Origin of the sequence: Plantibacter sp. RU18 (genome assembly GCF_050613355.1) — a bacterium.
In the GTDB taxonomy this organism is placed as follows: Bacteria; Actinomycetota; Actinomycetes; order Actinomycetales; family Microbacteriaceae; genus Plantibacter.
Map to the genome: position 1 here is coordinate 984,305 of NZ_CP159618.1, position 18,463 is coordinate 1,002,767.

Below are 18,463 nucleotides of genomic sequence, written 5' to 3' on the forward strand. Positions count from 1 at the left end.
CGGCCGGAAGAGGACATGGCCGCAAGCGGAGCTTGTGATGTCCTCTTGTGTCCTCCCAAACTGTGGGTGGGACCCGCGAAGGGTGCTCTGCCTCCTTGAGTTCCGGCGGGGGCCGGGACAGCACCCGTCAGCGAGGCAGAGCGGCCTCCCGGTCTCGAACGGTCCGACCGCAGCAGCCCGACCACAGCAGAGGGGATCACCCATGATCACGCACGCACGCGGCACTCGGCGCATCCGCCGATCCGCGCTCGGACTCGCATCCGCCGCGGTCGCGATGGTGATGCTCGCGGCCTGCGCCACACCTCAGCCTGCTGCGTCGACGACGACGGCTCGAGCGGTCTCACGACCAGCCGCCCCCGAGGGCGATCTGCCCGCCGACCTGGCCGCCGAGTTGCAGAAGACCCTCGACGACACGATGGCGGAGTACGACGTCCCAGGGGCCGCCGTCGGCGTGTGGATCCCTGGCGAGGGATCGTGGACGGCGGTCGCCGGGCTCGCCGATGTGGAGAACGACGAACCGGTGACAGCCGACATGCAGTGGCCCATCCGCAGCATCACGAAGTCGTACACCGTCACGCTCATCCTGCAACTCGTCGACGAGGGCGTGATCAGTCTCGACGACACCATCGACGAGTACATCGACGGGATCACCGACGGCGACACGATCACCCTCCGCGAGCTGGCGAACATGTCCAGCGGCAACGCCGACTACTTCACCGACGAGTTCGTCCAGGACTTCTTCGTCGACGAGCCGGACCGGATCTTCACCATCGACGAGCTCAACGGCTACGTCGTCGGGCAACCCGCGCAGTTCGCTCCGGGCACCGAGCACGTCTACACGAACGCGAACACCAACCTCCTCGGCAAGGTCGTCGAGGTGGCGACAGGGGAGACGTTCGAGGACGTGATCTCCGAACGCATCCTCGAGCCGCTCGGACAGACCCGGACCCGCTACATCACCGACGTCTCGACCTGGACCGAGCCGCATGCGCTCGGCTACGTCCCCTCGGACACCGGTGGGCGCTGGGACGGGCAGAACCCGAACCTGTCCGCACTCGGACCTGCCGGCTCGATGATCACCTCGCTTGACGATGCACGGGTGTGGGGCGAGATCCTTGCGACCGGCGCGCTCCTCGATGCGGCGACGCAGACCGAACGAGAGCAGGGCGCACCGCTGGACGCCGGGCCGCCCTACGACGAATACGCGCTGGGGATGGGCCGGACCGACGGATGGTGGGGTCACAACGGTGAGGGCCTCGGCTTCACCGCAGCCCTCTTCCACGACACCACGAGCGGAGCGACGATCGCCGTGTTCTTCAACCTGTCCAACTACGTGCCCAAGGAACATCCCGCCGATCAACTCTTCCGTCGCCTCGCCGAGGTCGTCGGGAGGACCCGATGAATCGCGCGGGTGCGACTCGCGGTGCCGCTGTGCTGGTGCTCGCCGTCGTCGCAGCGTCCTTGACCGCGTGCACCGCTGATGCCGCTGATGTCGACGGCGCCGCTCAGATCCCCGAGGCCGCCCTCGCGGTGATGGACAAGCCGGTCTACGCGAACGCCAACTGGCAGATCCACGTGGAGGACCTGGAGACCGGCGACGTCATCGTGGACCACAACGGCGACAAGATGGCTGAGCCCGGCTCGTTCGTGAAGACCTACAGTGCGGGTGCGGTCTGGCTCGAGTTGGGCCCGGACAGCACCGTGACGACGCCAGTGAAGCAGTCGGGGGAGGTCGTCTCCGGAACCCTCGCCGGTGACCTGATCCTGGTCGGCCAGGGTGATCTCACGATGGGCGGCCGCACGAAGGACGACGGCACCGTGGACTTCGCGAACCTCGATCACAACGACGCCAACCCGATCCCAGGGGCGACGCTCACTCCGGAGGATCCGCTCACTGGTCTCGACGAACTCGCGGCGCAGGTGAAGGCCGCCGGTATCGACGCCGTGAGTGGCGACGTCATCATCGACGACCGGTTGTTCGCCGGCACCCTCGCCAAGCAACCGATCACACCGACCATCATCAACCAGAACATCCTCGACATCCTGATCACACCAGGTGAGGAGGGCGCTCCTGCAACCGGCGAGCTGACCCCGGCGGTCTCGCCGTGGAAGCTGAGCGTCGACGTCGAAACGGTCGAGGCAGGTGGCAAGACGAGTCTCGCGGACCCGGTGCTCACCGGAGACGGCCGGTTGAGTATCACCGGGACGATCGCCGCGGATGCCGGCCCGACGCTGAAGATCTACGTCCTGACGGACACCGCCGCCTTCGCGCGCACGGCGTTCATCGAGGCGCTCGGCCGCGCAGGCGTCGCGGTCTCGGCGGACCCGACCGCCGCCAACCCCGACGGCGCGCTGCCGGCCGAGGCGGACGTCGAGGCGCTGCCGGTCGTCGCCGAACTGGAGTCGTTGCCGCTCGCGGAGGAGGCAACCTACGTCATGAAGATCAGCTACAACCGTGGGGCCCAGACCTTCATCTGCAGACTTGCCGTGGCGAACGGCTCCAAGGACTGCGAGGACGGCATGGGTGCCGCCGGCCAGATCTGGCGCGATGCCGGGCTCGACACCCTCGGGGCGTCACTCATCGACGGATCCGGTCTCGAGGGCAACCTCATCACGGCGAAGAACGCGGCCGAGGTCCAGCGGATCATGGCGGAGGGACCCGACGCCGAGCGGTGGCGCGACACCCTGCCCATCCTGGGCGTCGACGGGTCGCTGGCGACCGTGCAGACCGACAGCGAGTCGGCCGGCAAGGTCTTCGCGAAGACCGGCACGCTCGTCGGCATCGACACCTTCAATCGCCGTGCGCGCCTCAGCACGAAGACGCTCGGCGGGGTCATCGAGGCCGAGAGCGGGCGCACGCTCCTCTTCACGATCATCGTGAACAACCGGTTCACAAATTTCGACGACATCATCCCCGAGGTCTTCGACTCGAACGACGACGTGGGCGCGGTGGCGGCGGCGATCCAACAGGCGTACTGAGGCCCCGCGAGCGGTGCAGTGCGGCGTGGCTCGGTGTCAGCCGGCGAGGTGACCGATCGGGCTGTCGTCGAGCTGGGCGAGGAGGTCCGCGACGTCGTCGTACACGGCGACGGCACCGGCATCGCGGAGTTCCTGGTCGCCGAAGCCGCCACTGCGGACGCCGATGCACTCGACCCCGGCGCGTGCGGCCGCCTCGATGTCCCAGACCGCGTCGCCGACCATGACCGCGCGTGACGCGGGCACCCCGGCGCGCTCGAGGGCGACCTCGACGATGTCGGGCTCGGGCTTCGCCGTGGTGACGTCGCCGGCGGAGGTCGCCGCGAAGATCGCCTCATCGACGTCGAGGAGGTCGCGGAGGATCTCGAGTTCGTTCTCCGGGGCGGACGTCGCGAGCACGACGGCGATGCCGCGCTCAGCGAGTGCGCCGAGGAGGTCGCGGGCTCCGGCGATGACGCGGAGGCGTGACGTGCTCGCGAGGTAGTACTCGCTGTGGAGCTCGCTGGCGCGCTCACCGTAGCGGTCGACCTCCTCCTGCCCGTCCAGCAGGCCGGCGAGCAGCTCACCCGAGTCCTTGCCGATCGATCGGTGCAACCGCCACGCGTCGACGGGCCGTCCTGCATCGGCGAAGGCGCGGTCCCAGGCGTCGACATGCAGGTAGTTGGAGTCGACGAGCGTCCCGTCGATGTCGAAGAGGACCGCGATGCGATCATCGGCGTGTGCGGGGACGGGGTTCACAGCTGTGTCGGACATGGCCCCAGTCAACCGCGTCGAACGGATCGTGTGAAGTGCTGGCTGTTCCGCGCAGACCGTGCAAGCATCCCGACCGATGCGCGTCGCTGCCGGCAGTGCGATCGAGGTCAGCTGAGCGCGTCCGGCGTACCGGGAGCGTCGAGCGAGCGTCGAGCCTCGGCCATGGCCTGGCCGAACTCCAGCTCAGGGTCGTGCATGATGCGGACGGTCGCGAGCGCGTGGGCTCGCGCGATGCTCGCGTGCGGCACGGTGCCCTGCGTGGTGGGTGCCGCGGCCTGTTCGGCGGCCGGGAGCGCAGACTCGCCGATGGTGGCGAACGCCCGGGTGAGGCTGTGCCGCATGTCATGGTCGCCGCGGCCGAACTGTTTCGCGAGGCGATCGGCCAGTGCGCGCGCCTCGTCCGCGGGGACGCAACCCGCGGCCGTCCGCCACGCCGCTCGCGCGACCTGATCCTCGTCGTCCTCGAGCAGGGCCGGCGTGACCGCGGACCACGTGCGCGGGTCGCGGATCTTGGAGAGGGTGTGCAACGCCTGGCTGCGCGCCTGCGGGAACACCGAGCCGAGTTCGTCGATGAGTCGTTCCACGGTGGTCTCCGGATCGTGCCGCATCAGTGCCCAGGTGAGCGTGTCGCGCACGAAGAAGTCGGGCTCGACGACGCACCGGTCGATGAGCACGTCGACATACGTGGTCTTGGGATTCGTGCCGGCAGCGAGGGCCGCCTGCAGCCGCTCCGACGGCGCGGGCGCACGGAGCGCCAGCGCCAGACCGCTCGCTGCTGCGGCGTCGTGCTCCTCGCTCATCGTGCCCACCTTCCCTGTCGTAGCGACTCCCTTCCAGGGTAGGCGGCTCCGCCGAGCTGGCTTCCCGCAGTGAGACGCCGGTTCGGGGACCTGCCGGCGTCGTGAGGAGACCAGCTTGATCCGTGAGCGTGCCGACGGCCGGACGGTGCTCTCGATGAAGCTGGAGCTACCCGTCTGAGGAGACCAGCTTGATCCGTGAGCGTCCCGACGGCCCGCCGGTGCTCTCGATGAAATCCTTGAAGGCGCGGAGGGCGGCACGGACGGTCCGGTCGGCCATGCCCAACGTGTCGGCTGCGCGTTCCACCGCGGTCGTCGGCTGCCAATCCACCGTCAGCGAGACGCGCGTGTGCTCCTTGTCCACCGCCTCGAAGACGGCGGCGCCGGAGAACCAGACGTCGCCTTCGATGGTGCGCCACGCCAGCCGTTCCTCGGGGAGCTGCTCGACGATCTCCGCGACGAAGTGTCTGCTGAGTCGGCCGAGCGAGAGGGTCCAACGGCTGTAGACGTCACTGGTCCGGGTGACCTCCCGGACGGCAGGCAGGAACGTCGGGAACGACTCGAAGTCGACCCACTGCTTGTACACGGCTGCGATCGGGAGGTCGACGACGGTCGACTGCTGCGCGAGGGCGGTCGACACGTCCGTGCTGTCGTTCCGGGTCGCCGCCTCGTCATCGTCTGCTGCGTTCAGGCGTCTCACTTGTCCTTCTTCCCGTTCCCGTTGCCGTTGTTGCCTTTGTTGCCTTTGTTTCCCTTGTTCCCATCGCCACCGTCGTCGCCCTCGTCGACCGGATCCGCGGGTGTGCCGGACTCGGTCGCGACAGGTTCAGGTGCAGGAGCAGGTGTCTCGACGACCGGGGTGAGGTCGATGCGGACGAGATCGATGGCGGCTCGGATGTCGGCCGCTCGCGCTTCGGACACGGTGCCCTCGTTCTCCGCCGCACTGACCTGAGCGGCGAGTGCATCGAGAGCCGCGAGCGCGCCGGTGGGGTCTCCGTCGACGGCGGCGTTCGCGACCAGGACCACGCTGTTCTGCAACTCACGTCCGGTGTCGGTGTCGAGCCCAGCGGTGCTCGATGAGCAGCCGCTGAGGACCGCGACGACGATGAGCGGCGCGACGAGGCGCCAGCGGGCGCAGGAGCGTCGCGACCTGGTCATGGTGTCACCTCCCGCAAGAGTTCCTTGAGATGGGTCGAGAGTGGATCGGGCAGCGCGGGCAACTCGGGCGGAGGCGGTTGAACGGATGTCGTGAACGCGAGGACGAGGACCACGACGATGACGAGCAACGCTGCTCCTGCCGCCGCCCAGAGCCAGATCGTGCGTCTCTGGCTGGCGACGTCACGAGGACGTGCACGATCCGCGGCGTCCGGTGAGGACTCCTCGCCGATCGAGCGCAGCGTCTCGGGGGAGAGGACGACGGTCGCCGTGGGCTCGGCGGTCAGTGGTTCCGTCGCGTCCTGCGCGCTCGGCGATGCATCCATCCGCCGCACGACGGTCGCGACCTCGAACGCGGTCGGCCGCTGGCGGGGGTCTGACGCGGTCATCGAGCTGAGGAGCGACTTCCACGCATACCCGAGTTCTGCGGGGATCGTCGGCGGCGCGTTCAACCTCGCCATGAGCGATTCAGGGGTACTCGTCTGCGGGTACGCGCGTCTGCCGGTCAGCGCTTCGAGGAGGACGAGGCCGAGTGCATACACGTCAGCCGGGGTCGCCGGATCCGCTCCGCGGACGAGTTCGGGACTCAGATACGCGACCGTGCCCATCAGGGCGCCCGGGGCCGTCATCCTGGTGCTGTCGATGAGGTGGGCGATGCCGAAGTCTGCGAGCTTGGCCCGGTACGCGGGGCCAGGGGTGATCGTCGGACGCAGCAGGACGTTCGACGGTTTGATGTCACGGTGGACGACACGAGCCGCGTGCACGGTGTGCAGGGCGTCGGCCAGATCGGCGGCCATGACGACCACCTCGTCCGACGGAAGGGGCGACCGCGCGATCCGCTGTGCGAGAGTCGGGCCGCCGATGTGCTCCATCACGAGGTACGAGCCGTTGCCGGTCGTGACGTGCGCGTCGAACAGCGTGACGAGTGCGTGGTGGTTCAGGGAGGCGAGGAGACGTGTCTCCGAAGCGGTCCGAGCCGCGTCCGTCGCCTCCGTCGTGCCCGCTCGGAACAGTTTCACGGCGACCTGGCGTCCGAGGACCTCGTCGGTCGAGAGGTAGACGGCCGCCATCCCGCCGACGCCGATGCGTCGCTCGAGGCGATAACGGTCGTCGAGTAGCTGTCCGACCCGAGGGTCGGCGATCATTCGTTCGGACATCGTCGATGCGAGGGGTGTGCCGGGTGCTCCAGTACTCAGAGGGCCGGTCCGTCCGTGTCGGTGGTGTTTCGGCGGGTGATGCGCTCTCCGCTGCTCGGGTCGACAGCCGAACGCGTCGTGGAGGAGACGTGGCGACTCCGCATCATGAGGATGAGCGAGATCAGGAAGACGACGAAACCGGCACCCATCAGGATGTATCCGATCATCGTGAGGTCGATGGCCGCGATCTCGACGTCGACTGCGAACGCGAGGATGGCGCCGATGACGAACAGGGCGATTCCGGTTCCGATACCCATGGTGTTCCTCCTTCAGGGCGACCACGAGTTCGAGCGGCGTGCTCGACGTGTGAGTAGGTTTTCCATGATCACCGCTGTCTATTATTGAGTCAATGATCGTTGAGTCAACGGGGGTTGTACCGATGGAAGCATTGGGAGTAAGGGCGGCGAAGTTCGCTGCCCTGGCGGAGCCGGCCCGGTTGCGGATCGTCGATCTGCTCGCCCTCGGTGACCTCTCGCCCACCGAGGTCCAGTCCAGTCTCGGCATGAGGTCGAACCTCGTCGCGCACCACCTGCGCGTGCTGGAGCAGGCCGGGATCCTCTCGCGGTCGCGATCCGAGGCCGACGGTCGACGCAGCTACGTCCGGCTGGTCCCCAGCGCATTCGACGGCCTCACGCCCGATCCCGTCCGGTTCTCCAAGCGCATCGTGTTCGTGTGCACCGCGAACTCTGCCCGGTCACAGATGGCGGAAGCGCTCTGGCGTCGCCTCAGCCCGCTGCCGGTGGCATCGGCTGGCAGTCGGCCCGCGACCGAGGTCAATGCCGCGGCGGTACGCTCGGCCGCGCGCCATGGAGTGCGGATCCCGGGGAAGCGTCCCCTGTCGACGGCGGAGGTGCTCCAGGATGACGATTTCGTCATCGCCGTCTGCGACCGCGCCCATGAGGAACTCAGCGGCCGCGACGACCTCCACTGGTCCATCCCCGACCCCGCCCGAACCGCCACCGACTCGGCCTTCGACCACGCATTCCGCGACCTCAGGCTGCGTATCGAAGGTTTCGTCGCGAGACTCGCAGCGCAGCCTGCTTCGTGATCACGCATCGGCGACGTGTCGTCCAGGGGGACGGCCGCGGCTCGCTCGGCGGCGGTCAGTGGTTCGTCATCAGCCCGCCGTCGACGGGGAGCGTGTGGCCCGTGATCCAGGACGCGTCGCCCGACGCCAGGAACGCGACGGCCGCGGCGATGTCCTCCGGCTCGCCCACCCGACCGAGCGGGTAGAGGTCGAGCATCCGATCGGCGCCGCCCTCGTGATCGTCCCAGACCCGGGTGCGGACGGTTCCGGGCGCGACGGCGTTCACGCGGATCCCGTCCGGGCCGAGGCTGACGGCGAGGTTCGCCGTCAGCGACGGGATCCCGGCCTTCGCGGCCGAGTACGGTTCCTGTCCGAGCGCGGTGAGGCCGTTGACGGAGGTGATCGAGATGATCGACGGGGTGGACGTGCTGTGCCGGAGCAGCGGGACCGCAGCGCGGCAGCAGCGCACCACGCCGAGCAGGTTGAGGTCGACCATGTGCTGCCACACCTCGTCGCCGGTCTCCTCGAAGGTGCCGTGCGGCATGTTGCCTCCGGCGACGTTGACGAGGGTGTCCAGTCCGCCGAAGGCCGTCTCGAGGTCCGCGAAGGCCGCCTCGACGGAATCGGCCCGGGTCACGTCGAGCGTGATGGCGAGATGTCCGCCGACGACCTCGGGCAGCTCACCGACGACGCGCTCCGCGGCCTCGCCGTCGAGATCGGCGACGGCCACCCGTGCGCCCTCCTCGGCGAGCCGCAGGGCGCAGGCCCGACCGATGCCGTGACCGGCCCCGGTGATGAGGACGGTGGTCCCTGTGCGACGTCGCATGAGTGGTTCCATCGGCCCAGCATGGCACTGGCACCCCTTCGGCGCGAGGACGGCCGCCCGACAGGAGCGCCGTCGTAGGATCGGAGCGCCGGAGCGACGCGCGCTCGCCGGTCGTCATCACCGCAGGGGGTCGCCATGAACGATGCATCAGGTGCCACGAGTCACACGGACGCCACGAGACCGTCAGCCGAGGTGACGGCGCTCGAAGCGGCTCGTCGCCGAATGGAGCAGCGCGTCGACGCGATCGAGTCGATCCTCATCTCGATCCCGATGATCGTGATCGAGGTACTCCTCGTCCTGTCCCTGTTGGTCCCGTTCGTGACCAGCGAGGTGGATGAGGAAGCGCAGACCGTCAACCTGCTGGGCCTGCTCGGCGGCCTGTTCAGCTCGGGCGACGACGGCGAGATCGACGAGGGGGCGATCCTCTTCGGCGTGGCGTTCGTCGTCCTGGTGGTCGTGATCGTCGGATCGATCTTCACGGTGCCGTTGCTCGCACGTCGACGGGTCACCCCGAGGGCTGGCGCGACGGCGATCACGTTCATCGTCCTGCTGATCCTCGGGTCGATCGGAGCATGGACGGTCATGGCGATGGGTCTCAACTCCGAGGACTCGCCGTGGATCATGGAGCCGGCGCTCCCGCTGCTCACGGCAGCGACGGTGCTCGCCGCGATGATCGCCTTCCTCCCCGCCTATCGGAGCATCTGGGAGCACTGACGCGGCACCTGTATCGGCGCCGACATCTACGCCGACATCTCCGCGTCAGGAGGAGACGTCCGCGGGAACTCCCTGTACCCTCAGCGGTACAGGGTCACCGTGGCTCGCAAAGGAGCATCATCATGGGCGAGAAGTCCGCACGTAAAGAGGGCGGCAAGACCGCGCCGGCGAAGACGCTGAAAGAGAAGCGCACCGCGAAGGCCGACAAGAAGGCCGGCAACGCGCGAGCTGAGAACACCGACGCCGTCACCCGGGTGAAGAACCGCTAGTCGTCCACCCCGACAGCGCACGAAACGCTCCCGAGCCCTGCGTTCGGGAGCGTTTTGCGCGCTTCGGGCGGGGTACATGTTGGTCGACGAGCATTCGGGCGTGACGACCCGAATGAGATCGACGACGTCCCGATCGACGCCGAGGCAGACGGTTCGGGGTCGGCGACATCGTCGGGTTCCAGGGGTCGACAGGCCCGAGGCTGCTCGTGACTGCCTATACACCCAAACAAGGGTTGACTTCAAGTGCGGGGTGCTGGGTACGGTAACGATTCGGAAACGACGAAAGAGACAAAGGAGTATCTCCGATGCGTACGAAGCTTTCACGAATCCTGATCACAGCAGTTGCGGCACTCGGCTTGACCGTCGGCGCCGCGGGCGCCGCGAACGCCGAACCCGCCGGGCAGTATGAGTACGTCTGCGTCGGTATCGACGGGTCGTCCTACAGCATGGCCCTGAGCAGTTGCAAGGGCTCTTACCTGCAGAAGTACATCAACGGTCAGCAGATCGAGACGATCGCACTCACCGGACACGGGACCGTCGCCGACCCGAACGCGATCACCATGGATTGCGTCGTCGCCATCGTCGGAACTGGTGCGTCGGCCTACGGAATCGTCCAGACCGCCGGCACCGGCGTGATCGCATACGTCGGACTCGCCGCGTCGGTCTACGGACTGAAGTCCTGCGTGGCGTGACCAGAACACACGCTTGACGATGGCCCCGGGAACACTCTCGGGGCCATCACCATGCGGCGATCAGTCTGCCTGTTCCTACTCGAACCAGCGCGCCAGAGCCGCAGTCGCCTCGCTACAGCGACGCTGCGGTGAGCGTGATCGCCTCGACGCCCCAGCCGAGCGGGGTGACGGCCGTGGTACGCCAGCCGGCTGCCGCGGCGAGCGCCCCGATGGCGTCGGCGTCGCGCATGGGGGAGCCGGTCTGCGCGAAGTGGTCGAGTTGGGCTTCCGCGTCCTCGTCGCCGAGGCCGTCCGGGCGAGACGACTCGATGACGACGGCCGTGCGGGCGTGCCGGTGGAACGCGGTGAGGAGCGAGACGGCTTCGGCGTCGGTGCGGTGCGCGAGTCCGAGCGCGGAGACCACGAGCTGTGCCGGTGACGTGGCGGGTGGCTGTGCGACGGTGGCGGCGGTCCGTGTGTCGGGTTCGACCGTCCAGGTGACGGCCGCATGCTCACCGAGTTCCCTCTGTAACGCATCGAGGCCCGCGGGCTGTTCGGCGATCCCGATCGCGGTCACGCGACCGTGGTCGAGCAGCGCACCTGCGAGAGCGGCCGAGCCCGGGCCGGTGAGCACGCAGCGTTCCACACCCGTCCACACCTCGTCGGCGACGAACGAGTCCAGCAGATACACGAGGTGTCCGGCGCCGTCGATGAGCTCGGTGTACACCGACACGTCGGCCGCTGCACGAGCGGCGAGGGTCGCGCCGCTGCGCTCCTGACGCGTCGAGCGGCCGCTGCGCAACGCTTCGGCGAGGAGCTCGAGGGACACGAGCGTGTCGGCTTCGAAGCCGTCGTACTCCTCACGGACGTGTTCGTCGTCGACGAGCTCATCGCCGAACGCACCGAGGCGGAGCGCGTCGTCCTCGCCCGCCACGACCCCGTGGGTGCGCAGCACGGGCAGGAGCAGGCCGAGTCGCCCGGCGGTGACGCCGACGCGCTCAGCGAGGGCCGTCGCGGAGATCCCGGATGTCGCGGCGAGCACGTCGGTCACACCGAGGCGGATCGCGGCTCGGACGACGAACCAGGGCAGCGGTGAGGCGACGGGGGCGACCGTCTGCCGTGCTCCGTCGTCGGCGCCGTGACCGTGAGGCATCTCGGAGGCGCCGGCCCGAGCTTCGACGGGAGGCACGGTTGTCGTGGCATCCTCGCGATTCCAGTAGCCCGTGATGTTCAGGTGCGACTTCGGCATGCCCAGTTCCCTGGCGAGGTAGCGACGGACCGGCAACAGCACCGTGCTCTCCGCGGCGGCCCAGGCGTAGCCGGCGGGTTCGGCCTCCGCTGAGCCCCAGAGACGCCGAACCGCGTCCTCGAGGGCGGCAGCGTCCGTCGGATCCGCCTCGACCCATTCGATCGTGTCCTCGGGGCGGAGCCGCAGTTCCTGCCGAGCTGACGGGTCCGAGACGGTGACGATCACGACCACGGGCGTGTCCACCGGTCGCTCGTCGAGATACCGGCCGATCGCAGGCAGCGCCGTCTCGTCCCCGGCGAGGAGCACCTGTCCGACCTCGTCCGGCAGTCGTGTGGAGGACTTCGGGCCGACGAACCACAGCTCGTCTCCGACCGCAGCGGACATCGCCCATGTGGCGGCCGGGCCATCACCGTGCAGCACGAAGTCGAGGTCGAACTCGTCCGCCGCCACGCGACGCGGCGTGTAGTCGCGTCCCAGTCGGGTGTCGGAGGCTGGCCACTCGATGCCGTGCGCGAGTTGCACCGGAAGCGCGGACGCGACATCGCCGTCCGACGCGAAGATCACTTTCACGTGATCGTCGAACCCTGGTGCCGCGAAGGCCGGGTGCTGCACACCGTCGACCTCGATCGCGCCGAGCCGATCGCCGCCGAGGGTGACGCGCCGCATCCGGGGGGTCACGTCCTGGAGGGCGCGCACCGTGACGCTCCGGACGACGAGTGGGTGGGTGGTGAAAGACCGCTGTGTCATGTTCCGCCGATCAGGAGAACTGCTGCTCGATGACGTCGAGGAGGGCCATGGCCTCGTCGTAGTCGCCGCGCAGCGCCCAGTAGGGGAGGTCGTAGGCGTTGCCCGTCTGGAAGGCGGGGAGCGCCGCGTAGACCGGGTTCGCCTGCAGTTGAGCGACGTCGAGTGTCTCGCCGTTGAAGCCCATCACGAAGACGGAGGGCTGGGTGATGGTCTGGCCGACCTGCTCCGTCGACAGCTCGAACATGTCGCCGCCGCCGCCGTAGACCTCGAAGTCGCCTTCGGCGAAGATCGGTGCCGGCTCGATGCCGACCGCTGCGAACTCGGTGGGAAGGCCGACGCTCTCGACCAGCGCGTACGCGGTGGCGTCCGCGGTGAAGGCCAGGAACGAGACCGGCCCAGCAGGCGGCGTGATGGCTTCCTTCACCTCCGCGACGCGCTCGTCGTAGGCGTCGAGCGCGTCGCGGTACTCGTCGGTACGGGCGAAGACGTCCTCGGCGAGGAAGGAGAACTGCTGCTGCCACGTGCCGAGGCCCTTGCCGACCAGGACCGTCGGGGCGATGTCGCTGAGGTCGTCATAGGCTTCCTCGGCCTGGAAGAGCGGGAAACCGATGCCGCCGCCGATGATGAGGTCCGGCTCGAGGGCGAGGATGGCTTCGAGGTCGAAGCCGTCGACGCTCCACGGGAGGAACTCGGTGCCGTCCTCCTGAGCGTCGTCGGCCCAGAACTCGGAGTACTCGCCCTCGGTGGCGTCGGCGTCCTCGGGGATGGTCGCGAGCACCGGGACGTCGAGGTTGTAGAGGTACCCCGCGAGCGCGTAGTTGAGGACGACGATGCGCTCCGCGTCGGCGGTGCTCGTGGAGCCGGTGGAGCCGGCCGAAGAGGAGCAGCCGGTGAGGGCGAGCCCTGCGACGAGCATCGAGGCGATGAGGGGACGGGTGAGACGCATGGTTCCTCGCAGAGGACAGGGCGGCGCGATGGCACGCAGGCGAAGGGGGAAGTAAGGTAAGGCTATACTTCCTGTGAATGTCGGGGCGTCCGGAGACGACATCCCTCGTTCCGGACGCGACACGTTCCCCGACCGAGCCGAAGGGTGGAGATGGTCGTCCGAACACTGGCTACGGTCGTGCCCGAGAATTCGATTCGCTTCCTCGGACACGACGTGCACGAGCACGATGCGCCGCATCTCGTCTACGCGGCGGCAGGCACTGTCGAACTCGCCGTCGACGAGGAGGTGCTGACCCTGCGACGCGGCGAGGCGGTCTGGCTCGCCCCCTTCGTGCCCCATGCGGTCCGCTTGAGCGACGGCGGCATGGCGCTCGGCCCGATGCTGCATGCGGACGTCGTCCCCGGTCAGCGGATGCGCGTGCTGGGTGTCGTCCCGGCGCTCGTCGACGTCATGACCACCGTGCTCGGCGCGGCGCCGTCCGGCGACCAGATCGAGCCGTTCCGCTCCGCGATCGGCGAGATCCTGCGGCGCCTGCAACGCCAGTACTTCGCCATGATCGTGCCAACGCACCCCGTCGGCCGCCGACTCGCCAGGGAGGCGGTCCGGAGCCCGTACACGCTCGTCCAACTGTCGGAACGGCACCACCTCAGCCCCCGCCAGGTGCAGCGCATCTTCCTCGACGAGACCGGGCTGCCGTTCGCCCGGTGGCGGTCCCGCGCCCGGATGAACGCTGCGGTGGCGCACCTCGAAGGCGGCGGCTCACCGTCGTCGGCAGCGCGCCTGGCCGGATACAGCACGAGGGCCGGCCTCCTCCGTGCGCTCAGTAGAGAGACCGGCATTCCCCTCGCCGCGCTCGCCGCATCACCCGTCGAGGCGCTCTTCGCGAGCGAGACCGCCGCGGATCGTTGACCCGTTTGCGCTCCTCGTCGGGCGCCTGGCCGGAGGACTCGACTGTTAGCGTGTGGCGAATCGTCGTGAGGTGAGGAGAACGATGCTCGAGCAGCGATCCGGGCGGCGGGCCCCGGACGTCGCGACCCGCACCCGGAGTCGGACCGTCGGCCTGCTCCTCGCCTTCCACCTCGCGCTCGGGCTCCTCGCCGTCGCGACGCTGCTCAGTGTCGGCATCGGTTCGGCCATGCTGCCCCTCGATGTCGTCTGGCGTGCGTTCACCGAGCCCGACGGGTCCGTCAGTCAGATCACTGTCACCTCCGCCCGCGTCGACCGCACCCTGCTCGCCATCGTCACCGGGCTCGCGCTCGGCGTCGCAGGCGCACTCATCCAGGCGCTGACACGAAACCCCCTCGCCGACCCCGGCATCCTCGGGGTCAACGCCGGCGCCGGCTTCGCCGTCGTCCTCGCCGTCGCCCTGCTCGGCGTCACGTCGATCGAGCAATACCTCCCGTTCGCGTTCCTCGGCGCATTTGCCGCCTCGGTCATCGTCTACCTCGTCGCGAGCGGTGGACGAGGGGTCCCGACGCCGCTCCGACTGACCCTCGTCGGCGTCGCGCTCGGAGCCGTCCTGACGGGGGTGACGCAGACCCTCGCGCTCATCGACGTGAACACCTTCGACCGCATGCGGTTCTGGGGTGCGGGGACCGTCGCAGACCGGCCGGCGGGCACCCTCGCCGCGATCCTGCCGTTCATCGTGATCGGTCTCCTGCTGGCGGTCGTCAGCGCGCGCCGACTCAACGTCCTCGCGCTCGGTGAGGACCTCGCGACGTCGCTCGGCGCGAAGGCGGCCCTCACCCGCCCGGTGGTCGTCGTCGCCGTGACCCTGCTCTGCGGTGCGGCGACCGCGGCCGTCGGCCCCATCGTGTTCGTCGGGCTCATGGTGCCGCACGCCGTCCGGTGGCTCACCGGCCCCGACTGGCGTTGGATCCTGGCGTTCAGCGCCGTGCTCGCTCCGGTGCTCATGCTCGTGTCCGACGTCGTCGGACGGCTCATCGTGCTGCCGGCGGAACTGCAGGTGGGCATCGTCACCGCGCTCATCGGCGCGCCCATCCTCATCCTGCTCGTGCGACGCCAGGAGGTGAGCGGCCTGTGACCCGGGAGTCCGCCGCCACGTCGTCGACGCATCGCCCGCTCGATGGATCGACGACGCCGCCCGGCGCGCTCATCCTCCGGATCGGCTGCTGGAGTCTGCGCACCACCCGCCGCCGGACCCTGACCGGAGTGGTCCTCGCCCTCGCCATCGCGACGCTCGCCGTGTGGGCCATGATGCTCGGCAGCTTCGACCTCTCGCCCGGCGACGTCCTCGCCGCGGTGCTCGGCACGGCGGATCGACCGACCACCACCGTCGTCCTGCAGTGGAGGGCGCCCCGAGTCGTCGCCGCCGTCCTGTTCGGCGCATCGCTCGCCATCGGTGGAGCGGTGTTCCAGTCGCTGACCCGCAACCCCCTTGGCAGCCCCGACGTCATCGGCTTCTCGGTCGGTTCGTACACCGGCGTCGTCGCGACACTCCTGCTCGGTCTGAGCGGCACTCTCGTCATCGCCACGGGTGCGCTCGTCGGCGGCTTGCTGACGGCAGCTGCCGTCTACCTGTTGGCCTACCGGCGGGGCGTGCAGAGCTTCCGCCTCATCGTCATGGGAATCGCGGTGGCGGCCTTCCTCACCGCCGTGAACACGTGGTTCTCCACGAAGGTGGACGTGGACGTCGCGCTTCGTGCGGCCGTGTGGGGCGCGGGGACGTTGAGTGTCGTCGACTGGGCGTCGGTGGGAGTCAGCGCGGCGGTGCTCGCCGCCATCGTCCTGTTGTCTCCGGCAGCGGGACGTCGCCTGCGCGCACTCGAGCTCGGCGACGACAGTGCTGCGGCACTCGGTGTCCGCGTCGAACTGGCGAAGGTCTGGCTCATCGTCCTCGGAGTTACTGCGACCGCGCTCGTGACCGCGGCAGCTGGGCCTATCGCGTTCATCGCTCTGGCCGCACCCCAGATCGCGCGCCGCATCACCGGGTCGGGCGCCTCGGTCGACCTTCTGGGGTCCGCTCTCGTCGGTGCGCTGCTCCTGCTCGGCGCGGACGTCGTCGCCCAGCACGCGATCCCCGGGGTGGTCCTCCCCACTGGTGCGGTGACCGTGTGCCTGGGTGGTGCCTACCTCGTGTGGCTGCTCGCCTCGGAGGGACGACGGGGACTCCTGAGTCAGCGGTCCTGAAGCCGGGAGGATGGTCCCGTCATCAGCAGGCTCCGGGTGTGGCGCTGCGTCGGATGTTACGCTTCGACGTCTACGAGACGTGGGTCCGCAGCGAGATCGTGCCGCTCGAAGTGAACGTGAGCGCTGCGGAGGCGTAGCCCGTCACCCGCTGAGAGGAACACCCACATGCCTCAGAGGTCCGCTCGATTCCGGACGCTGCAGCCCGGGCAACGCTCCCAGGTGTTCATCGGCGGTGTCGCCCACACCGAACCGATGCTGCTGTTCGAGACCGATGAGATCCTCGTCGAGGCGCCCAACTGGTCCGTCGACGGCTCGACGCTGTATCTGAACGGTGACGGGAAGCTGTGGGCGCTCGACATCGAGCACCCTCACGACGGTCTGCAGGAGATCGAGCACATCGGTCTGCCGGACGCGAACAACGATCACGTGCTCGACCCGGACGGTGGACATGTCTTCCTGTCGGCGATGGATGGGCACATCTACCGCGGGGCCCTGAGCGGCGGAGCGTTGACGCGGGTCACACCCGACGACGGCTTCTGGCACTTCCTGCATGGTGTCTCGCCCGACGGTGCGCGGCTCGCCTACGTGCAGCTGTCCACCTTCGACGTCCCGGGGGTCCTCGCGGTCGCACCGGTCGCGGGCGGCGAGGTGCGGATCGTCGAGACGGGAGGTGGCCACATCGACGGGCCGGAGTGGTCGCCCGACGGCGAGTGGATCTACTTCAACACGGAGGCCTTCACGACGGTGCCCGGGCATGCCCAGCTCGCTCGCATCGCCGATGACGGCGGTGTGCCAGAACGTCTGCACACGAGCGACACCGTCGACTGGTTCCCGCATCTGTCCGCCGACGGCTCGCACGCGGCGTACATCGCCTTCCCCGCCGGGACGCTCGGTCACCCCGCCGATCTCGACGTCGAGGTCCGTGTCGTTTCGACAGCAGACTGGTCCACTCCGCTGCAGCGGTATGCGCTCTTCGGTGGGCAGGGCACGATCAACGTCAACAGTTGGTCTCCGGACAACGCCCGGATCGCCTTCGTCGCCTATCCGATCGCCGCGTCCGACTGAACCGGGAACCCGATCATCGCGGGATGCGCGTCCTGGATGTCGTCGAGACGGGAGACGCACGCCGTCATCGATGACCAGCACGCTCGCCCTCAGACGACGCCGCTCGTCCCGAGCAGGGTGCCGATCAGGAAGGTGATCGCGAGGGCGAGCGCGCCGCCGACCACCACCCGGACCGTGGGCCGCAGGACGTCGTTGCCGCCGATCCTCGCACTCGTGAAGCCGGTGAGCGCCAGGGCGAGCAGCACGACGGTGAACGTCACGGGGACCCGCGCCTCCTGCGGGGGCAGCAGGATCGCCAGGAGTGGCAGGATCGCACCGATCGTGAACGCGAATGCCGAGGCTCCGGCTGCTGCCCACGGGCTCACGACGTCGTTCTCGGTGATGCCGAGTTCAGCCTCGAGGTGCGCGGTGAGCGGGTCGTGCGCCGTCAGCTCCTCGGCCACGCGTCGTGCCGTCGCAGGCTGGAGTCCCTTCGCCTCATAGATGCCGGTGAGCTCCGTGAGCTCGGCGACAGGGTCGTCGGTGAGTTCCTGCCGCTCCTTCGCGATGAGGGCCCGTTGGCTGTCCCGCTGGCTGCTCACCGACACGTACTCACCGAGAGCCATCGAGATCGCGCCCCCGACGAGACCCGCGATGCCAGCTGCGAGCACCGGCGCCGAATCGGCCGTCGCCCCGGCGACACCGACGACGAGCGACGCCACCGAGACGATGCCGTCGTTGGCGCCGAGGACCCCGGCGCGGAGCCAGTTCAGCCGCCCAGCAAGATCTCCGCGATGCGGCTCGTTCGGGTGGGCTCCCGGAGGTGTTGCGGACGAAGATGTCATGGATGCATCAAAGCACGCGCAGGCGCGCGCGGACGGTGCAGAGGTCCCGTTTCCCGCCCGTTAGGATGGAGCCATTCTTTTCATCTCGGAACGAAAGG

At 68.9% G+C, this 18,463-nt stretch carries 20 protein-coding genes; 10 read left to right on the top strand and 10 right to left on the bottom strand.

The annotated features are described in order from the left end of the window. Window positions 1-202 precede the first annotated feature (202 nt). Both ABMA10_RS04745 and dacB read left to right on the top strand, forming a co-directional pair. Entirely contained in the window at window positions 203-1,402 is a 1,200-nt protein-coding gene (locus ABMA10_RS04745; RefSeq protein ID WP_347867653.1) for a serine hydrolase domain-containing protein, read from the top strand. Continuing rightward, on the top strand, window positions 1,399-2,979 hold the full coding sequence (gene dacB, locus ABMA10_RS04750) for a D-alanyl-D-alanine carboxypeptidase/D-alanyl-D-alanine endopeptidase (RefSeq protein ID WP_347867652.1): 1,581 nt from the start codon (window positions 1,399-1,401) through the stop codon (window positions 2,977-2,979). Before ABMA10_RS04745 ends, dacB begins: the two co-directional genes overlap by 4 nt. Before the next feature lie 36 nt (window positions 2,980-3,015). Here dacB and ABMA10_RS04755 read toward each other — a convergent pair whose 3' ends face one another. The 6 genes from ABMA10_RS04755 to ABMA10_RS04780 all read right to left on the bottom strand — a co-directional run bounded on the left by ABMA10_RS04755 (window position 3,016) and on the right by ABMA10_RS04780 (window position 7,134). Then, window positions 3,016-3,729 (bottom strand): HAD family hydrolase, encoded by a 714-nt coding sequence (locus ABMA10_RS04755; RefSeq protein WP_347867651.1) that lies wholly within the window; start codon window positions 3,727-3,729, stop codon window positions 3,016-3,018. A gap of 107 nt (window positions 3,730-3,836) precedes the next feature. After that, complete coding sequence (locus ABMA10_RS04760; RefSeq protein ID WP_347867650.1) at window positions 3,837-4,529, bottom strand: HEAT repeat domain-containing protein; 693 nt, start codon at window positions 4,527-4,529, stop codon at window positions 3,837-3,839. A gap of 166 nt (window positions 4,530-4,695) precedes the next feature. Next, on the bottom strand, window positions 4,696-5,226 hold the full coding sequence (locus ABMA10_RS04765) for an SRPBCC family protein (RefSeq protein WP_431031261.1): 531 nt from the start codon (window positions 5,224-5,226) through the stop codon (window positions 4,696-4,698). Further along, complete coding sequence (locus tag ABMA10_RS04770; protein ID WP_347867648.1) at window positions 5,223-5,684, bottom strand: hypothetical protein; 462 nt, start codon at window positions 5,682-5,684, stop codon at window positions 5,223-5,225. Before ABMA10_RS04770 ends, ABMA10_RS04765 begins: the two co-directional genes overlap by 4 nt. Continuing rightward, a complete protein-coding gene (locus ABMA10_RS04775) occupies window positions 5,681-6,838 on the bottom strand; it encodes a serine/threonine-protein kinase (RefSeq protein ID WP_431031262.1) in 1,158 nt (385 codons plus the stop codon). Before ABMA10_RS04775 ends, ABMA10_RS04770 begins: the two co-directional genes overlap by 4 nt. A 35-nt stretch (window positions 6,839-6,873) precedes the next feature. Further along, window positions 6,874-7,134, bottom strand: a complete 261-nt coding sequence (locus ABMA10_RS04780; RefSeq protein ID WP_347867646.1) for a DUF6458 family protein — start codon at window positions 7,132-7,134, stop codon at window positions 6,874-6,876. Window positions 7,135-7,226: 92 nt separating this feature from the next. Between ABMA10_RS04780 and ABMA10_RS04785 the strand changes: the two genes are divergently transcribed. Continuing rightward, window positions 7,227-7,925 (top strand): metalloregulator ArsR/SmtB family transcription factor, encoded by a 699-nt coding sequence (locus ABMA10_RS04785; protein ID WP_431031263.1) that lies wholly within the window; start codon window positions 7,227-7,229, stop codon window positions 7,923-7,925. Between the two features lie 55 nt (window positions 7,926-7,980). On the opposite strand, the gene ABMA10_RS04790 is transcribed toward ABMA10_RS04785, so the two are convergent. Then, window positions 7,981-8,730, bottom strand: a complete 750-nt coding sequence (locus ABMA10_RS04790; protein ID WP_347867644.1) for an SDR family NAD(P)-dependent oxidoreductase — start codon at window positions 8,728-8,730, stop codon at window positions 7,981-7,983. A 135-nt stretch (window positions 8,731-8,865) separates the two neighbouring features. Between ABMA10_RS04790 and ABMA10_RS04795 the strand changes: the two genes are divergently transcribed. From ABMA10_RS04795 to ABMA10_RS04805, 3 genes are all read left to right on the top strand, one after another. After that, a complete protein-coding gene (locus ABMA10_RS04795) occupies window positions 8,866-9,444 on the top strand; it encodes a hypothetical protein (RefSeq protein WP_347867643.1) in 579 nt (192 codons plus the stop codon). Between the two features lie 122 nt (window positions 9,445-9,566). After that, a complete protein-coding gene (locus tag ABMA10_RS04800; protein ID WP_347867642.1) occupies window positions 9,567-9,713 on the top strand; it encodes a hypothetical protein in 147 nt (48 codons plus the stop codon). Window positions 9,714-10,018: 305 nt separating this feature from the next. Further along, complete coding sequence (locus tag ABMA10_RS04805; protein WP_431031264.1) at window positions 10,019-10,405, top strand: hypothetical protein; 387 nt, start codon at window positions 10,019-10,021, stop codon at window positions 10,403-10,405. A 112-nt stretch (window positions 10,406-10,517) separates the two neighbouring features. Here the strand turns inward: ABMA10_RS04805 and ABMA10_RS04810 are convergent, their stop codons facing one another. Continuing rightward, complete coding sequence (locus ABMA10_RS04810) at window positions 10,518-12,380, bottom strand: siderophore-interacting protein (RefSeq protein WP_347867640.1); 1,863 nt, start codon at window positions 12,378-12,380, stop codon at window positions 10,518-10,520. Window positions 12,381-12,390: 10 nt separating this feature from the next. Then, window positions 12,391-13,326 (bottom strand): ABC transporter substrate-binding protein, encoded by a 936-nt coding sequence (locus tag ABMA10_RS04815; RefSeq protein ID WP_347867639.1) that lies wholly within the window; start codon window positions 13,324-13,326, stop codon window positions 12,391-12,393. A gap of 177 nt (window positions 13,327-13,503) precedes the next feature. Here ABMA10_RS04815 and ABMA10_RS04820 point away from each other — a divergent pair, with 177 nt between their 5' ends. The 4 genes from ABMA10_RS04820 to ABMA10_RS04835 all read left to right on the top strand — a co-directional run bounded on the left by ABMA10_RS04820 (window position 13,504) and on the right by ABMA10_RS04835 (window position 17,541). Further along, entirely contained in the window at window positions 13,504-14,235 is a 732-nt protein-coding gene (locus ABMA10_RS04820; RefSeq protein ID WP_347867638.1) for a helix-turn-helix domain-containing protein, read from the top strand. Window positions 14,236-14,317: 82 nt separating this feature from the next. Beyond that, entirely contained in the window at window positions 14,318-15,370 is a 1,053-nt protein-coding gene (locus tag ABMA10_RS04825; protein ID WP_347867637.1) for an iron chelate uptake ABC transporter family permease subunit, read from the top strand. After that, the gene (locus tag ABMA10_RS04830) at window positions 15,367-16,476 is read left to right on the top strand and encodes a FecCD family ABC transporter permease (protein WP_431031265.1); all 1,110 of its coding nucleotides are present in this window, start codon (window positions 15,367-15,369) and stop codon (window positions 16,474-16,476) included. The genes ABMA10_RS04825 and ABMA10_RS04830 overlap by 4 nt, the downstream gene beginning before the upstream one ends. A 165-nt stretch (window positions 16,477-16,641) precedes the next feature. Then, a complete protein-coding gene (locus ABMA10_RS04835) occupies window positions 16,642-17,541 on the top strand; it encodes a TolB family protein (RefSeq protein WP_347867635.1) in 900 nt (299 codons plus the stop codon). An 89-nt stretch (window positions 17,542-17,630) separates the two neighbouring features. Here the strand turns inward: ABMA10_RS04835 and ABMA10_RS04840 are convergent, their stop codons facing one another. Beyond that, window positions 17,631-18,365: a VIT1/CCC1 transporter family protein gene (locus tag ABMA10_RS04840; protein ID WP_347867634.1), complete on the bottom strand. Its 735-nt coding sequence runs from the start codon at window positions 18,363-18,365 to the stop codon at window positions 17,631-17,633. Between the last annotated feature and the right edge of the window lie 98 nt (window positions 18,366-18,463).

Excerpts from the sequence above, each read along its gene's own strand:
- ABMA10_RS04745 (WP_347867653.1), top strand. The coding sequence starts at position 203 with ATGATCACGCACGCACGCGGCACTCGGCGCATCCGCCGATCCGCGCTC.
- dacB (WP_347867652.1), top strand. The coding sequence starts at position 1,399 with ATGAATCGCGCGGGTGCGACTCGCGGTGCCGCTGTGCTGGTGCTCGCC.
- ABMA10_RS04755 (WP_347867651.1), bottom strand. The coding sequence starts at position 3,729 with ATGTCCGACACAGCTGTGAACCCCGTCCCCGCACACGCCGATGATCGC.
- ABMA10_RS04760 (WP_347867650.1), bottom strand. The coding sequence starts at position 4,529 with ATGAGCGAGGAGCACGACGCCGCAGCAGCGAGCGGTCTGGCGCTGGCG.
- ABMA10_RS04770 (WP_347867648.1), bottom strand. The coding sequence starts at position 5,684 with ATGACCAGGTCGCGACGCTCCTGCGCCCGCTGGCGCCTCGTCGCGCCG.
- ABMA10_RS04775 (WP_431031262.1), bottom strand. The coding sequence starts at position 6,838 with ATGTCCGAACGAATGATCGCCGACCCTCGGGTCGGACAGCTACTCGAC.
- ABMA10_RS04780 (WP_347867646.1), bottom strand. The coding sequence starts at position 7,134 with ATGGGTATCGGAACCGGAATCGCCCTGTTCGTCATCGGCGCCATCCTC.
- ABMA10_RS04785 (WP_431031263.1), top strand. The coding sequence starts at position 7,227 with ATGATCGTTGAGTCAACGGGGGTTGTACCGATGGAAGCATTGGGAGTA.
- ABMA10_RS04790 (WP_347867644.1), bottom strand. The coding sequence starts at position 8,730 with ATGCGACGTCGCACAGGGACCACCGTCCTCATCACCGGGGCCGGTCAC.
- ABMA10_RS04795 (WP_347867643.1), top strand. The coding sequence starts at position 8,866 with ATGAACGATGCATCAGGTGCCACGAGTCACACGGACGCCACGAGACCG.
- ABMA10_RS04800 (WP_347867642.1), top strand. The coding sequence starts at position 9,567 with ATGGGCGAGAAGTCCGCACGTAAAGAGGGCGGCAAGACCGCGCCGGCG.
- ABMA10_RS04805 (WP_431031264.1), top strand. The coding sequence starts at position 10,019 with ATGCGTACGAAGCTTTCACGAATCCTGATCACAGCAGTTGCGGCACTC.
- ABMA10_RS04810 (WP_347867640.1), bottom strand. The coding sequence starts at position 12,380 with ATGACACAGCGGTCTTTCACCACCCACCCACTCGTCGTCCGGAGCGTC.
- ABMA10_RS04815 (WP_347867639.1), bottom strand. The coding sequence starts at position 13,326 with ATGCGTCTCACCCGTCCCCTCATCGCCTCGATGCTCGTCGCAGGGCTC.
- ABMA10_RS04825 (WP_347867637.1), top strand. The coding sequence starts at position 14,318 with ATGCTCGAGCAGCGATCCGGGCGGCGGGCCCCGGACGTCGCGACCCGC.
- ABMA10_RS04835 (WP_347867635.1), top strand. The coding sequence starts at position 16,642 with ATGCCTCAGAGGTCCGCTCGATTCCGGACGCTGCAGCCCGGGCAACGC.
- ABMA10_RS04840 (WP_347867634.1), bottom strand. The coding sequence starts at position 18,365 with ATGACATCTTCGTCCGCAACACCTCCGGGAGCCCACCCGAACGAGCCG.